This is a genomic window from Promicromonospora sukumoe 327MFSha3.1, from assembly GCF_000385135.1.
In the GTDB taxonomy this organism is placed as follows: Bacteria; Actinomycetota; Actinomycetes; order Actinomycetales; family Cellulomonadaceae; genus Promicromonospora; species Promicromonospora sukumoe_B.
Genome location: NZ_ARQM01000010.1, coordinates 326,156 through 341,099, shown reverse-complemented (window position 1 = coordinate 341,099; position 14,944 = coordinate 326,156). Strand labels below are relative to the sequence as shown.

General features: G+C 72.5%; 15 protein-coding genes. 6 read left to right on the top strand and 9 right to left on the bottom strand.

Annotated features, from left to right (window positions below):
* Positions 1–21: 21 nt before the first annotated feature.
* From H291_RS0105190 to lepA, 4 genes are all read right to left on the bottom strand, one after another.
* Positions 22–1,011 (bottom strand): hypothetical protein, encoded by a 990-nt coding sequence (locus H291_RS0105190; protein ID WP_020013920.1) that lies wholly within the window; start codon positions 1,009–1,011, stop codon positions 22–24.
* A 92-nt stretch (positions 1,012–1,103) separates the two neighbouring features.
* Positions 1,104–2,003 (bottom strand): hypothetical protein, encoded by a 900-nt coding sequence (locus tag H291_RS0105185; protein WP_033325722.1) that lies wholly within the window; start codon positions 2,001–2,003, stop codon positions 1,104–1,106.
* A 128-nt stretch (positions 2,004–2,131) separates the two neighbouring features.
* Complete coding sequence (gene hemW, locus H291_RS0105180) at positions 2,132–3,472, bottom strand: radical SAM family heme chaperone HemW (protein ID WP_020013918.1); 1,341 nt, start codon at positions 3,470–3,472, stop codon at positions 2,132–2,134.
* Positions 3,473–5,338 (bottom strand): translation elongation factor 4, encoded by a 1,866-nt coding sequence (gene lepA, locus H291_RS0105175; protein WP_020013917.1) that lies wholly within the window; start codon positions 5,336–5,338, stop codon positions 3,473–3,475. It lies immediately after the preceding gene.
* Positions 5,339–5,471: 133 nt separating this feature from the next.
* Between lepA and H291_RS0105170 the strand changes: the two genes are divergently transcribed.
* Positions 5,472–6,026: a DJ-1/PfpI/YhbO family deglycase/protease gene (locus tag H291_RS0105170; protein ID WP_020013916.1), complete on the top strand. Its 555-nt coding sequence runs from the start codon at positions 5,472–5,474 to the stop codon at positions 6,024–6,026.
* A gap of 57 nt (positions 6,027–6,083) precedes the next feature.
* Here the strand turns inward: H291_RS0105170 and H291_RS0105165 are convergent, their stop codons facing one another.
* Together H291_RS0105165 and H291_RS0105160 are read right to left on the bottom strand one after the other, a co-directional pair.
* Complete coding sequence (locus tag H291_RS0105165) at positions 6,084–7,130, bottom strand: hemolysin family protein (RefSeq protein ID WP_020013915.1); 1,047 nt, start codon at positions 7,128–7,130, stop codon at positions 6,084–6,086.
* The gene (locus H291_RS0105160; RefSeq protein ID WP_020013914.1) at positions 7,127–8,413 is read right to left on the bottom strand and encodes a hemolysin family protein; all 1,287 of its coding nucleotides are present in this window, start codon (positions 8,411–8,413) and stop codon (positions 7,127–7,129) included. Before H291_RS0105160 ends, H291_RS0105165 begins: the two co-directional genes overlap by 4 nt.
* Before the next feature lie 240 nt (positions 8,414–8,653).
* Here H291_RS0105160 and H291_RS0105155 point away from each other — a divergent pair, with 240 nt between their 5' ends.
* Positions 8,654–9,394, top strand: coding sequence for a maleylpyruvate isomerase N-terminal domain-containing protein (locus H291_RS0105155; RefSeq protein WP_020013913.1), 741 nt, complete (start codon positions 8,654–8,656; stop codon positions 9,392–9,394).
* Positions 9,395–9,415: 21 nt separating this feature from the next.
* On the opposite strand, the gene H291_RS0105150 is transcribed toward H291_RS0105155, so the two are convergent.
* Together H291_RS0105150 and H291_RS0105145 are read right to left on the bottom strand one after the other, a co-directional pair.
* Positions 9,416–9,991 carry a Uma2 family endonuclease gene (locus H291_RS0105150; protein WP_026365417.1) on the bottom strand — a complete coding sequence of 192 codons (576 nt, stop codon included), beginning with the start codon at positions 9,989–9,991 and terminating at the stop codon, positions 9,416–9,418.
* 132 nt (positions 9,992–10,123) lie between these two features.
* Entirely contained in the window at positions 10,124–11,014 is an 891-nt protein-coding gene (locus tag H291_RS0105145) for an aminoglycoside phosphotransferase family protein (RefSeq protein WP_020013911.1), read from the bottom strand.
* 86 nt (positions 11,015–11,100) lie between these two features.
* Between H291_RS0105145 and H291_RS0105140 the strand changes: the two genes are divergently transcribed.
* From H291_RS0105140 to H291_RS0105130, 3 genes are all read left to right on the top strand, one after another.
* Positions 11,101–11,889: an alpha/beta fold hydrolase gene (locus H291_RS0105140; protein ID WP_020013910.1), complete on the top strand. Its 789-nt coding sequence runs from the start codon at positions 11,101–11,103 to the stop codon at positions 11,887–11,889.
* Between the two features lie 64 nt (positions 11,890–11,953).
* A complete protein-coding gene (locus H291_RS0105135) occupies positions 11,954–12,388 on the top strand; it encodes a type II toxin-antitoxin system PemK/MazF family toxin (RefSeq protein ID WP_020013909.1) in 435 nt (144 codons plus the stop codon).
* 106 nt (positions 12,389–12,494) lie between these two features.
* Positions 12,495–13,064: a type II toxin-antitoxin system PemK/MazF family toxin gene (locus H291_RS0105130; protein ID WP_020013908.1), complete on the top strand. Its 570-nt coding sequence runs from the start codon at positions 12,495–12,497 to the stop codon at positions 13,062–13,064.
* Between the two features lie 85 nt (positions 13,065–13,149).
* On the opposite strand, the gene H291_RS0105125 is transcribed toward H291_RS0105130, so the two are convergent.
* A complete protein-coding gene (locus H291_RS0105125) occupies positions 13,150–14,271 on the bottom strand; it encodes a calcium:proton antiporter (RefSeq protein WP_026365416.1) in 1,122 nt (373 codons plus the stop codon).
* Positions 14,272–14,515: 244 nt separating this feature from the next.
* Between H291_RS0105125 and rpsT the strand changes: the two genes are divergently transcribed.
* On the top strand, positions 14,516–14,776 hold the full coding sequence (gene rpsT, locus H291_RS0105120) for a 30S ribosomal protein S20 (RefSeq protein WP_026365415.1): 261 nt from the start codon (positions 14,516–14,518) through the stop codon (positions 14,774–14,776).
* Positions 14,777–14,944: the final 168 nt, after the last annotated feature.

Here is a 14,944-nt window from a genome sequence, read left to right as displayed (position 1 = left end):
TTCGTGTGTCGGACGGCGGCGTCAGGCCACGGCGGGTCCGGCCGGACCAGCCGGGGCGGGACCGGCCTCGATGGCCGCGACCGGGCCGCCGGTGAGCCGGCGGAACGCGAAGGCCAGCGTCAGGAGCGACAGCGGGATCGTGACGAACAGGCCGAGCCCGCAGACCAGCAGGCCCACGATGTTGATGCCCAGGAGCGCGAGCTCCAGCAGGAACACCGCGCCGAAGTTCTGCCCCACCAGGCGGAACGAGCCGGTCAGCGCGTCCCAGGCGTTCAGGTTCCGGTCGACCACGTTGTGGTAGGTGAACGGCGCGAAGATCGCCAGGGCGATGAGGCCCAGGCCGCACAGCAGCGCGCCCACGAAGCCGGCGACCAGCAGCAGGAGCGCCGTCAGGATGATCATCGGGTAGCTGTTGACCTTGAAGAGCGTGCCCCAGGTCGCCTTGTAGCCCGAGGCCTCGCGCAGCGCGGCGTTGATCCCGAGGGCCCCGAGGATCGAGTTGATGATCCCGCCGAGCAGCCCGAGCAGCGAGCTGCCGAACGACACCCCCACCGCGGTGCCGGTACTGATGTCACCGCGCCTCGCCGCGTCACTGATCTCCTGGTAGTCACCGAAGTTGCCGGCGTTGAAGATCGTGCCGACGGCGAAGGACAGCAGGACGAACAGCACCCAGAAGAGCCAGTTGCCGGTGAACCGCTTCCACCCGTAGCTCAGTGCCTCGCCGACGGCGAACGTCGCGGCCGGCTGCGTGCCGTACTGCCCGCCCGGACCGCCGTAGGCCGGCGGCTGGCCCCCGTAGGCGGGCGGCTGTGTGCCGCCGCCGTAGGGCGACTGCGCGGGCTCGCCGTAGGGCGACTGCGCGGGCTCGCCGTAGGGCGACTGCGCGGGGCCACCGTAGGCGGGTGGCGTGGGCTCGGCGGGCGGCTGCGTGGGACCGCCGGCCGGGTTCTGCGGCGGCGTCGGCCCCCCGGCGCTCGGCTCGTATGGGTTCTGCGGAGTGTTCTCGCTCATGTGATCCCCTTTTCACTGTTCAGTGATCCGAAGCCACCTTCACCTTTTCTCCGCATGTCCGCATGTGCAACTGCCGAGTCGTTACCTCCAGGTCAGGACTGGACCGGCTCGCCGGTCCACCGCTGGACCAGATACGCCCCCACCAGCAGCATCGCCGGCGCGACCACGACGAGCCCCAGACCGCAGGTGAAGATCGACGCGAAGGCCAGGCCCGCGAAGATCGCGAACACGGCGAGCGCCGTGCCGACGTGGGAGAGCACCAGGCCGACACCGCCCGCGAGCGCGCGCCCGAAGCCCTCGCCCTTGAGCAGCAGGAAGGGCACGGCGAGCAGGAGCAGCGTGCACACCACCTGGATCAGGCCGCCCACCAGGGGCACGGCCGTGCTGACGAAGCCGATCACCCCGGCGATCAGGGCGTAGCCCACGAGGCCACCAAGGCCGCGCAGCAGGAAGAAGTCGCGGAACCGGACCCGGCGGGTGCGGGTGGCCGCGAGCGCGCCAGCGTACAGGAGGGCCTGCAGCAGGAAGCTGACGGCGGTCCCGGCCGCGCCCAGCGCCTTGGCCTCCAGGGTCTGCCCGGCGGCCTGGGCGGCGGCGAGGGCCGCCGGGTCGGTGGCGTTCATCAGCCCGTCCAGCGTGGACGGGCTGGCCAGGAGGACGACGGCGACCTGCGCGACGCCGAGCACGAGGCTCATCAGCACCCAGGTGCCCCAGCTCGTGCCGAACGCGCCCCACGCCCAGCGCCAGGCGCGACCGATCGTCGGCGGGTCCTGGTCCGGCTGCGGCGCCGGCTCCTGGACCGGCGGGTACGCCGGGACCTGCTGGACGGGCTGCTGCTGCTGGAAGCCGCCGTACGGGTACTGCGCGGGCTGGTAGTCCGGCCGGCCGTACGGGTTGGCGGGCCGGCCGTACGGATCACGCGGCCCGTAGGGATCCACCGGCTGCGGGGACTGTCCGTCCTGCGGGTTCCAGCCTCCGTGGGTGTTGCTCATGCGCGTGCCCCTTGCCAGGCGGTCCGAGCCGCCTCCCCCGAACGTTACGAACAGCACAAGATATCGACGGTCTCACCTACCGCGCAAACAAACGAAAAGGCACCTCGACCCCTTGAGAGGGGCGGGTATCAGGCGGTCAGGTCACGCACGACGGCGTCGGCCAGCAGGCGGCCCTTGCGCGTCAGCACGGCGCGGGCGGGCACCCCGCCGACGGCGGTCGGGCCGGTCGAGCCGGGGGTGCCGTCGCCCGCCGTGCCGACGCCGAGCGCGGCCCGGCCGTCGAGCAGCCCGCGGGCCACGAGGCCCGCCACCGCGGTGCGGCCCTGCGCCGTCAGCACGCCGAGGTCGAGACCCTGGCGCAGCCGCACGCCGAGCATGACGCGCTCCAGGTGCGCCTCGTCCCGCGTGAGGAGCTCGCGCCCGGCGCCCGGGCTGTGCCCGGCCTCCAGCCGCGTCGCGTAGGCGCGAGGGTGCTTCACGTTCCACCAGCGGACGCCGGCGGGGGTCTCGTCGGCGTCCGGGGCCGGGGCGGGGGCCGGCGGAGCCGACACGTAGCTGTGGGCGCCCGGACCCACTCCCCACCAGTCGTCGCCGCGCCAGTACCCGATGTTGTGCCGGCACTCGTGCCCGGCGCGGGACCAGTTCGACACCTCGTACCAGCTCAGCCCGGCCTGCGTGAGCAGGTCGTCGGCCAGCTCGTACTTGGCGGCCTGGTCGTCCTCGTCGGGCAGCGTCACCTCGCCGCGGCGCACCTGGGCCGCCATCTTGGTGCCCGGCTCGACCACCAGTGCGTACGCGGACACGTGGTCGACGCCGGTGGCGAGCGCCGTCTCGACGCTGGTGCGCCAGTCGTCGAGGGACTCGCCGGGCGTGCCGTAGATGAGGTCCAGGGACACGTCCAGCCCGGCGTCCTTGGCCCACCGCACGACGTCGGGGATGCGCAGGGGGTCGTGGGTGCGCTCCAGCGTCGCCAGCACGTGCGGCACCGCCGACTGCATGCCGAACGAGACCCGCGTGAAGCCGGCCTCGGCCAGCACGCGCAGCGACTCGGGGGTCACGGAGTCCGGGTTGGCCTCGGTGGTCACCTCGACGTCGTCGGCCAGGCCCCAGGCGTCCCGGATGCCGGTCAGCACGCGCGCCAGGTCCTCGGCGGGCAGCATCGTCGGGGTGCCGCCGCCGAAGAAGACGGTCGAGACCGCGGCGGGCGACCGTCCGGCGTCCGCCAGGACCCGCCGCGCGAGGGAGACCTCACGCAGTGCGGTGGTCGCGTACGCCGCCTGGTTGGCGCCGCCGCCCAGCTCGGACGCCGTGTAGGTGTTGAAGTCGCAGTACCCGCAGCGCACCGTGCAGAACGGGACGTGCACGTACACGCCGAACGGCGCGGCGGTGGCGACCAGGCCCGAAGGGCGCGCCCAGGTCGGCAGCCCGCCGTCGTCGGGCACGGGGATGCCGGAGGGAAGTGCGGGCACCTACTTCTTCTTGTCCTTGGGGCTGTCCGAGTCCGAGGAGAGCGCTGCGATGAACGCGTCCTTCGGCACCTCGACGGAGCCGATGTTCTTCATGCGCTTCTTGCCCTCCTTCTGCTTCTCGAGCAGCTTGCGCTTCCGGCTGATGTCACCGCCGTAGCACTTGGCGAGCACGTCCTTGCGCATGGCGCGGATGGTCTCGCGGGCGATCACGCGCGCGCCGATCGCCGCCTGGATGGGCACCTCGTACTGCTGGCGCGGGATGAGCTCCTTGAGCTTGGCCGTCATCATGACGCCGTAGGAGTACGCCTTGTCCCGGTGCACGATGGCGCTGAACGCGTCGACCTGCTCACCCTGCAGCAGGATGTCGACCTTGACGAGGTCGGCCACCTGGTCGCCGGACGTGTCGTAGTCGAGCGACGCGTAGCCGCGGGTCTTGGACTTGAGCTGGTCGAAGAAGTCGAAGACGATCTCGGCGAGCGGCAGGTGGTAGCGCATCTCGACGCGGTCCTCGGACAGGTAGTCCATGCCCTGCAGGTCGCCGCGCTTGGACTGCGAGAGCTCCATGACGGCGCCCACGAACTCGGCCGGGGTGAGGATCGTGGCCTTGACGACGGGCTCGCGGACCTCCTTGATCTTGCCCCCGGGGAACTCCGACGGGTTGGTCACCTCGACCTGGGTGTTGTCTTCCAGCGTCACGTCGTAGATGACGTTCGGGGCGGTGGAGATGAGGTCGAGGTTGAACTCGCGCTCCAGGCGCTCGCGCACGATCTCGAGGTGCAGCAGGCCGAGGAAGCCCACGCGGAAGCCGAAGCCGAGGGCCACCGACGTCTCGGGCTCGTAGTTGAGCGCGGCGTCGTTGAGCTTGAGCTTGTCCAGGGCGTCGCGCAGCACCGGGTAGTCCGAGCCGTCGATCGGGTACAGGCCCGAGAACACCATGGGCTTGGGGTCGCTGTAGCCGCCGAGCGCCTCGGTGGCGGGCTTGGCCGCGTTGGTCACGGTGTCGCCGACCTTGGACTGGCGCACGTCCTTCACGCCGGTGATCAGGTAGCCCACCTCGCCGACGCCGAGCCCCTTGGTCGGGTGCGGCTCGGGCGCGCTGACGCCGATCTCCAGGAGCTCGTGCGTGGCACGCGTGGACATCATCGCGATCTTCTCGCGCGGGTTCAGGTCGCCGTCGACCACGCGCACGTAGGTGACGACGCCGCGGTAGGTGTCGTAGACCGAGTCGAAGATCATGGCGCGCGCCGGGGCGTCCGGGTCGCCGACCGGGGCGGGGACGCTCTGCACGATGCGGTCGAGCAGGGCCTCGACGCCCACGCCCGTCTTGCCGGAGACCTTGAGCACGTCCTCCGGGTCGGAGCCCACGAGGTTCGCCAGCTCCTCGGCGTACTTCTCGGGCTGGGCCGCGGGCAGGTCGATCTTGTTCAGGACCGGGATGATCTCGAGCTCGTTCTCCATGGCCAGGTACAGGTTGGCCAGGGTCTGCGCCTCGATGCCCTGTGCGGCGTCGACCAGCAGCACGGCGCCCTCGCACGCGGCGAGCGAGCGGGAGACCTCGTAGGTGAAGTCGACGTGGCCGGGCGTGTCGATCATGTTCAGCGCGTGCGGCGTGCCGTCGAGCTCCCACGGCATCCGGACCGCCTGCGACTTGATGGTGATGCCGCGCTCGCGCTCGATGTCCATCCGGTCCAGGTACTGGGCGCGCATGGCGCGCGCGTCGACGACGCCCGTGAGCTGGAGCATGCGGTCGGCCAGGGTCGACTTGCCGTGGTCGATGTGCGCGATGATGCAGAAGTTGCGGATCAGCTCGGGCGCGGTGGCATTCGGCTGGATGCGCGCCGTGAGCGCAGGACCGGGGATGGGCAAAGCGTTCTCGCTCCGTCGTCAGGTGATGGTCAGGATGGGCGGGGCCAACCGTCATTCTCCCACGTCCCGTGCGAGCGGGGCGCGGTCGTGCCTACGGTCACCGGGTAGCGACCCCGATGGACGGAGGAGAACCATGGCGCATCTGACCAGCCGCCAGGTACTGGCGATCGTGACCAACTACGGCGTCGAGCAGGACGAGCTCCTGGTACCCGTACGCCACCTGCGCGACCACGGTGCGGTGGTGACCGTGGCGGCCGCGCAGCCGGGAGACGTCCGCACCCTGGTGGGCGACGAGAAGCCGGGCGACACGGTGCAGCCGGACACCACGATCGACGCCGTGGACACCGCGGGGTTCGACCTGTTGCTCGTGCCCGGGGGCACCATCAACGCCGACGCCCTGCGGCTGCGGCCGGAGGCGGTGGCCGCCGTGGCGGAGTTCGCGTCCTCGGGCCGGCCCGTCGCGGCGATCTGCCACGGCCCGTGGGCGGTCGTGGAGGCCGGGCACGTCTCGGGCGCGACGCTCACCAGCTACCCGTCCCTGGCCACCGACGTGCGCAACGCCGGCGGGACCTGGGTGGACGAGCCGGTCGTGCGCGACGACGGCGCGGGCTTCCCGCTGATCACGTCCCGCACGCCCGGCGACCTGCCGGCGTTCCTCCGCGAGATCGACGCGGTGCTGGAGGACTGAGCCCCCGGGCACCGCGCCGGTCCCGACCGCGCCCGCCACGCGGCGGGCGCGGTCCCGTCAGGCGGGCGTGCCCGCCGTCGTGCGCGGCAGGAGGCGCCGCAGCACGTCGGCGAGGGTCACCACGCCGAAGTCCGCCGCGGGGCCGTCCGGCCCGTCGGCGTCCGAGCGCGGCACGACGGCGAGGTGGTTGCCCGTCTCGCGCATGCTGGTCAGCGCGGTGTGCAGGGGCACGTCCGCGGCCAGCTCGAACACGGGCCGGGTCACGTCGGTGACCGGCGCGTCGTCGGCCAGCAGGAGCGTGTCGCGCACGTGCACCACACCCTCCGGCCGCCCGCCCTCACCCTGCACCAGGATCCGCAGGTGTCCGGAGGCGCGGGACGCCTCCTGCACCTGCGCGGCCGTGGCACCGTGCCCGACGGCGGACGGCGCCGCGTGGTCGGCCAGCAGGTCCTCGACCGTCAGGCGGCGCAGGTCGAGCGCGCCCGAGAGCTGGTCCGAGTAGGCGACGTCGAGCGCGCCCACGCTGGCCGAGTGCTCCACGAGGTGCCGCAGGTCGTCCGGGCCCTGCCCGGAGGCGACCTGGTCGGCGGGCTCGACGCCCACGCGGCGCAGGCACCAGTTCGCGGCGCCGTTCAGCGCCAGGAGCACCGGCCGGGTCACGACCATGAACGCCCGCATCGGCAGCGCGAGCATCGTCGCGCTGGCCTCGGGGTGGGCGATGGCCCACGACTTGGGCGCCATCTCCCCCACCACCAGGTGCAGGAACGTGACGATGACCAGCGCCAGCACGAAGCCCGCGACGTCGGCCGCCCAGTACGGGGCGCCCCACGTCTCGAACAGCGGCGTCAGCCAGTGGTGGACGGCCGGCTTGGTGATGGCACCGAGCGCCAGCGTGCAGACGGTGATGCCGAGCTGCGAGCCCGCCAGCAGCACGGTCAGCTCACCGGAGCTGCGCAGCGCCGCCCGCGCCGAGCGGCTGGTGGGTGCGGCGTCCTCCAGGCGGTGCCGCTTGGCGGCCAGGAGCGCGAACTCCACGGCCACGAAGAACGCGCTCAGCGCGATGATGACGACGGTGGCGACGAGGACCACCCAGGGGTTGCTCATCGGGCCTCCTCCGACTCGGTACCGGCGTGGTGGTCGGCGGGGGTCTCCGCCTGCTCCTCAGGGGGTGCCTCGACGACCGTGACGCGGACGTGGGACGGCACGTGCCGCTCCACGTCGAGCACCTCGATGCGGAGCACCTCGGCCGGCGGCGGCTCGGGCGCCACCAGCGTGGCCGGGTCGATGGGCAGCGGCACGTCGACGACGTCGCCGGCCGCGGGCAGCGAGCCGTGCACGGCGATCGCGAGGCCCGCGATCGTCTCGTGGTCGCCCTCGGGCAGGTCGCGCTCGACGGCGCGCTCGACCTCGTCGAGGTGCACGTCGCCGGCCATGACCCAGACGCCGTCCGACGCGGCGGTCACGGGGTCGATCTCGTCGTCGTGCTCGTCAGTGATCTCGCCGACGAGCTCCTCGGCGAGGTCCTCGACGGTCAGCACGCCGGCGAAGCCGCCGTACTCGTCCACGACGCACGCCATCTGGTTGCGCGTGGCCGACAGCTCGCGCAGGGCGTCCGGCAGGGCCATGGACGTGGGCAGCACCAGCGCGGGCCGCAGCAGGTCGGCGACGGTCGTCGCCTCCGGCCCGGCGGCGAGCAGGTCGGTCAGGTGCACGACGCCGGTGACCTCGCCGTCGTCGTCCACCACCGGGTAGCGGGAGTGGCCGGCCGCCATCAGCTCGCGCACCTGCGCGAGCGTGTCGTCGGCGTGCACCACGCCCACGCGGGCGCGCGGGATCATGGCGTGCTCGACGTCGTGCACGGGCTCGATGCGCAGCAGCCGCAGGAGCGCGTTGGAGGCGGCGTCGAACACCTTGATGAGCCAGCCGAAGACCGCGAGGTAGATCGTGGTCGAACGGGCCAGCCACAGCGCGACCGGCTCCGGGCGCGCGATGGCGAGGTTCTTCGGCACGAGCTCGCCGAACAGCATCTGGACGAGGGTCGAGAAGACGAGGGCGAGGACGGTGCCGATGGCGACGCCGGTGCCGACCGGCACGCCGACGCCGCCCAGGGCCTCGCCGAGCGCCTCACCGACGAGCGGTTCGGCGACGTAGCCGACGAGCAGGCCGGTGACGGTGATGCCGAGCTGTGCGCCGGAAAGCATGAAGCTGGTGCGCCGGGTCACACCGAGCGCGCGCCGCGCGCCGGCGTCGCCGGACTCGGAGCGGGAGGCGAGGCGGGCGCGGTCGACCGCCATGTACGCGAACTCCTGCGCGACGAAGTAACCCGTCACGGCGGTGATCGCCAGGATCACCACGACCCCCAGCAGGAGGGAGATCACCCAGGTCAACGCATCCACCTCCTCTCGGTGGTGCGGAGACGTGCGTTCGGGCCGGGACTATGACTGTCGGGGTCCATGATCCTTCACTGGTGGTGGTGCGGTCTGCCTCGGACCGAAGGTCTCCGGCCGGATGCGCCGTGCGCATCGCGTGGAGAACGACGGAGGTGGTCCTACGGTTCCACGGCGTGCGGCAGCCGTCATCCGGAGCGTGGCACCGGGGTGTCGGTGGGGCGCGGTACCTTTCCGCACATGACGCTCGACCACCTGTCGCTGCTGGCCACGTTCCAGGACGACTTCCTCGCCGCGGTGCCCGCCGCCGACCCCGACGCGCGGGTCCCCGCCTGCGGTGACTGGACCGTGCGCGGGCTCGTGGAGCACCTCGCCGAGGTGCACCACTGGGCCGCGGGCAACGCCCGCGGGGTCAAGGGGCCGGCGCTCGGCGAGGGCCCGTTCGATCTCGCGCCGCACTACGCCGCCCAGGCGGCCCTGCTGCGCGAGACGCTGGCCGAGCTCGACCCGGGGTCCGGCTGCCGGGTCCTGGCCCACCCCGACCCGCTGGGCCCCGGCCCGGTGCGGTTCTGGCACCGCCGGCAGACCCACGAGACGCTCGTGCACCTGCACGACCTGCTGGCCGCCTCGGCGGGCGAGGCCGCGGCGGGCCTCGTGGGCGCGGCGCCGGAGGTGTGGGCCGACACGGTCGACGAGGTGGTCGGCGTGCTCCAGCCCCGGCAGGTGGGCCTGGGCCGCATGGAACCGCTGCGCCACCCGGTCGCGCTCGTGGCGACAGACGTCGGTGGTGCTCCGCTGTGGGTGCTCGGCGCACCGGGCGAGCGCGCGGACGAGGTGGCGCCCGACGTCATCGTGGCCGGGACGGCCGAGGGGCTCGCGCTCACGCTGTGGCGCCGGCTCACGCCCGCCGAGGCCGGGCTCACCGTCACGGGCGACCGGGCCGACTTCGAGGCCGCGCTGGCACGGGCGATCGTGCCGTAGCGCCCACGGTGTCCGGACGGTTCAGGAGTACAGGGTCTGGACGTCCAGCTCGATGGGGAACGGCCGCTCGACCTTGAGCGTCTCGCGGAAGATGCCGACGGGCGCGTAGGTACGCGTCATGCCGTCGAGCTCGTAGACGTGGACGACCGTCGACGCGTTGCCGTCCTCGTCCTCGATCCGCCAGAAGTGCTTGATGCCGGCTGCGGCGTACTTGTGCGGCTTGACCGTCAGGTCGCGGTGCTCGGACTCCGGTGAGACCACCTCGACCGCCAGCACCACGTCCGCGGCCTCGTAGCAGGTCGCGTCGGGACCGAGCGACACCGTCGACACGACGGCGTCGGGCTCCGGCCGGTTGCGGTCGTCGAGACGAACCGTCATCTCGCTGTTCGCCTCGAAGCCGGCGGGCGCCTGCTCGCGGAGGATCCGGTCGAGCTGGCTGATGACACGCCGGTGCCAGTTCCGCTGGGGGGACATCATGAAGACAAGTGCTCCGTCGATAAGTTCCGTGTGGCGCGGAGCCTCCGGCAAGGAGTCCAGGTCCTCGGCGAACCAGCCCTCGGGACGTGGAGGATTCATCCAGTCGGGCAGCGTGGTCATGTGGTCACGGTAGCAACGCGCGCGCTCTATGTCAGCGGATCATGCCAGTGCCAGCAGAAGGCCGCACCGTGGGAGAGGCGGTTCTCGCGAACTGCGTCACTTCTGTGCCGGAACCGCGAAACCGCGCGGGTCTCAGTCCGCCAGGACCGTCGCGATCCGGGCCTGGCCCGCGCGGGCGAAAGCGGGCCAGCGGTCCCAGTAGTACGGGAGCGCGATGACCGCCTGCACCAGCATCCAGCCGCGCCCGCGCTGCCACGCGTCGTCCGGGTCGGCCAGTCCCGCGGTGGCCGTCGCGCGGAAGTCGGCGCGCTCGCCGTCCGCCAGGGGCAGACCCCAGGCGGGGATGAGGTCGGCGGCCGGGTCGCCCACGCCCATGGCGCCCCAGTCGATGACGCCGGTCAGCCGCCCGGCGCGGGTCAGCAGGTTGCCGGGCAGCAGGTCGCCGTGCAGCCAGCTCGGTGCCGCCGCGGGGCGGGCGGCCAGGGCGGCGTCCCACACCCTGGTGACGGCGGGGCCGTCGATGCGGGTGCCGGAGGCGCGGATCGCCGCGCGGACGTCGTCGTCCAGGTTCGCGAGCGGGACGCCGCGCGAGGTGCCCTCCTTGACGGGGCCGCCGGCGGTGGGGACCATCCGCAGGGCGGCGACGAGCTCGCCCAGGTCGCGCGCGCCGAGCGCGTCGAGGCCCTCGGGGGACGCCGGCTCGCCCTCCAGCCACGGCACCACCGACCAGCGGAACGGGAAGCCCTCCCCCGGCTCGCCGACCGCCACCGGCGCGGGGACCTCGACCGGGAGGTGGGCGGCCAGGTGCGGGAGCCAGCGCGCGTCGGCGAGCGCCTGCTCCTGCGCCCAGGCGATCTTGGGCATGCGGACCAGCAGGTCGTCGCCGAGGCGGAACAGGTGGTGGTCGGTGCCGCCTGCCGGTCCGGGCCGCACCGGCAGGCCGGACCACCGGGGCAGCTGGGCCGCGACGAGCCGGTGCACGAGGTCCGGGGTGGAGACGAGCTCGTCGTCGTGGAGGCGCATGGCCACACCGTGGCACCGCCCCGGGGGCGGAGCCAGCGCTTTTCGTCCGGCCGATGAGTTCCGCGTGCCGCCGTCGTCGGACGGTCATGACTCAGTACACGACAACCAGCCAGGGCGACCGGGTCGCCTACGACCTGCACGGCTCCGGCCCGGCCCTCGTCTTCGTGACGGGCGCGGGACCGGACCGGGCCGACGACCCGGTTACCGCCGAGACCGCCCGCCGCGCCGCCGACGCCGGCCTGACCGCCGTCACGTTCGACCGCCTGGGGCGCGGGGAGAGCCCGGCCGAGGGCCGGCTCGACCTGGACCGCGAGCTGGCGGCCGTGGCCGCGATGATCGACGTCGCGGGCGGCCCCGCCGTGCTGGTCGGGCACTCGTCCGGCTGCGCGATCAGCCTCCGGGCCGCGGAGGCCGGGCTGCCCGTGGCGGGCCTGGCGCTGTGGGAGGCGCCCCTGGGCGACCCGGCAGCCACGACGCAGGCGTGGGCCGACGAGATCGAGCGCCTGCTCGACGCTGGCGACACCGAGAACGCCATGCGGCACTACATGAAGGACATGCCGCCGGAGTGGCTCGCGGGGATGGAGGCCTCCCCCGCCTGGCCGGACCTGGCCCGCACCGTGGCGGCCTACCGCGCCGACGCGCAGGCGCTGGCGTGGGCGCAGCACGGGCTGGAGGACGGCACGCTCGACGTCACGGTCCCGGTGCTGGCCATGTACGGCACCGAGACGTTCCCGGAGATGCCCGTGGCCGCCGCGAGCATCGTCGCGCAGGTGCCGAAGGGCACCGAGAAGGAGATGCCGGGCGCCATGCACAGCTGGGAGCCGGAGCCGATGGCGGCCGAGCTGGCCGAGTTCACGCGAGCCTGCGCGGGGTGAGGCTGCCCGCCTCGGGTGGTAAGTCTCGGATGCACGGTTCACCCGTTCCGGTACGGTTCCAGGCGTGACCTTCGCATCAGACAACAGCTACCCCGGCGACTACGAGGGTGAGGTCCACCCCGTCTACCACCCGCAGCTCGACGGCGAGCCGGACCCGGGCGAGGTGGTCTGGACCTGGGTCCCGTTCGAGGAGGACCACAGCCAGGGCAAGGACCGCCCGGTGCTGCTCGTGGGCCACGACGGTCCCTGGCTGCTGGGCCTCCAGCTCACCAGCCAGGACCACGACCGCGAGGACCTGCTGGACGAGGCGCGCGCGGGGCGCATCTGGATGGACGTCGGCACGGGCCGGTGGGACCGGTCGGGCCGCGAGTCCGAGGTCCGGATCAACCGCGTCATCCGCATCGACCCCGACGACGTGCGCCGCGAGGGCGACGTGCTGGACGAGGCCAGGTTCAACGAGGTCGTGAAGTACATGGACCGAGCGCTCGACCTGACCTGAGCCGGCCGGGGTAGGCGGCGCGGGGCGCCGGGGTACGCGGCGCGGGGCGTCCCGCCCGACGTCGTCCCGCCTGCTCGCGGGGCGGCGTCGGGCTACCCTGCCCAGCGTGAACCAGCAGAACCCGTGGCTCAAGCTGCTCGGCGAGGTCGTCGAGGCAGTCGCCCGCACCGTACTCGACCAGAACGACCGTCGTACCGGGGACAGCCGGTCCGGGAGTGACCGGCCCTCGTCCGGGCCCCGGCCGACGGCGCCCCGCCCCTCCGGCCGCGACGTCCCCGAGACCGACGGATACCCTGGCGACTTCGAGGGCAAGGTCAAGCCCGTCTACCGCCCCGAGCTCGACGGCGAGCCCGACCCGGGCGAGGTCGTCTGGTCGTGGGTTCCCTATGAGGAAGATCACAGCCAGGGCAAGGACCGGCCGGTGCTGATCGTGGGCAACGACGGCCCGTGGCTGCTCGCGCTGCAGCTCACCAGCCAGGACCACGACCGCGACGCCGAGCAGGAGGCCCGCGCCGGACGCCGCTGGATGGACATCGGCACGGGCGACTGGGACAGCTCGGGCCGCCCCTCCGAGGTGCGCCTCAACCGCGTGATCCGCATCCACCCGGACGCCGTCCGCCGCGAGGGCGCGATCCTGGACCGCGCGATCTTCGACAGGGTCACCGCGGCGCTCTGACGCGACACCGACCGACGCCGCACCGAACGTGTCAGACCCTCAGGTCACCCGGGTGACCTGAGGGTCTGACACGTCTCCGACAGGACTACGGCTGGACCGAGACCACCAGGAACGCCGCCATCAGCACCAGGTGGACCACACCCTGGAGGGTCTTGGCCCGGCCCGGGGCGATGCTCAGCATCGCCACCACGACCGAGACAGCGAGCAGCACCATCTGCGTCGGGTCGAGGCCGAGCGTCAGCGGCCCCTCCATCCAGATCATCGCGACGGCGATGGTCGGGATGGTCAGGCCGATCGACGCCATCGCGGAGCCGTAGGCGAGGTTCAGGCTGATCTGCACGCGGTTGCGCAGAGCGTTGCGGACGGCGGCGATGGACTCGGGCGCGAGCACGAGCAGCGCGATCACCACACCGACCACGGTGTAGGGCAGCCCGGCGGCCTCGACCCCGTGCTCGATCGTCGGCGAGAGCATCTTGGCCAGGAAGACCACGGAGACCAGCGCGACCAGCAGCAGGGCGACGCTGAACCACGCCTCCTTGACGGGCGGCGGGTCGGCGTGGTCGTCGCCGTCCTCGTCGAGCAGGCCGGTGACCCGGCCGTACTTGTCGCTGGTGACGGGCAGGAAGAAGTCGCGGTGCCGCACGGTCTGCGTGAACACGAACGCCCCGTAGAGCGTCAGGGAGGCGACGGCCGCGAAACCGAGCTGGAAGGGCGTGTAGGCGCCGCCCTCGGCCGACGTCGTGAAGCTGGGCAGGACCAGGGAGACCGTGGCCAGCGCGACGACCGTGGCGAGCGCGGACCCCGTACCCGAGGCGTTGAAGCTGACCAGGTGGTGCTTGCTCGCGCCGACGAGCAGCGACAGGCCGACGATGCCGTTGAACGTGATCATGACGGCGGCGAAGACGGTGTCGCGGGCGTACGTGCTCGCGGAGTCGCTGCCGCCGCTCATCAGCATGAGGATGAGCCCCACCTCGATCACGGTCACCGCGACCGCGAGGATGAGGGAGCCGAACGGCTCACCGACCCGGTGGGCCACCACCTCCGCGTGGTGCACCGCTGCGAGGATGGAACCCACCAGCGCGGCGCCGATGGCCGCGAGGATCGCAGGGTGCTCGTGGTTGCTCCACGTGAAGACGAGGAGCACCAGGGCAAGGATGGGGACCACCACGGTCCATTGGAAACGGCCCCGAAGTGTCCTGGTACTCATAGCCCGATTCTATGGTGGCTCGTCAGAAGCCCTTTACGGGCCGACGGCCGTGGTTGCCGGTCTCACATCCGGCCGCCCCACGAGACCCCGGACCCTCTGGTAACCTTGGAGGTCGCGTGTCCGCCCAGGTCGGCGGGCACAGTCGCAGCTCCTCTCCACGGGTCCCCACCCCAGTCCCGGAACTGCGACCGCCCTCTACGACCTATCCGCTCGCCGTCAGGCGAACACACCAGGAAGTCCACTCGTGGCAAACATCAAGTCCCAGATGAAGCGCATCAAGACGAACGAGAAGGCTCGTCTGCGCAACAAGTCCGTCAAGTCGGAGCTGAAGACCCACGTGCGCAAGGTGCGCGAGGCCGTCGCAGCCGGCGACAAGGAGACCGCGACGGTCGCCCTTGCCACCGCGTCGCGCAAGCTCGACAAGGCTGTCGCCAAGGGCGTCATCCACGCGAACCAGGCCGCGAACCGCAAGTCGGCCATCGCGAAGTCGGTCGCTGCTCTCTGAGCTGACTTCGACTGACGCCGTCCGCCCTCCGGGGCGGGCGGCGTCTTTCGTGTGCGCCGACACGACTGGGTCGCCGCGGCATCCCACGCGGGCCGGGGCCCGGGGGCCCCGCACCGAGGTGCGCTTCTACCCAGTCATTGGGCCCGAAATCAGCGCGTTTTCGGGCCT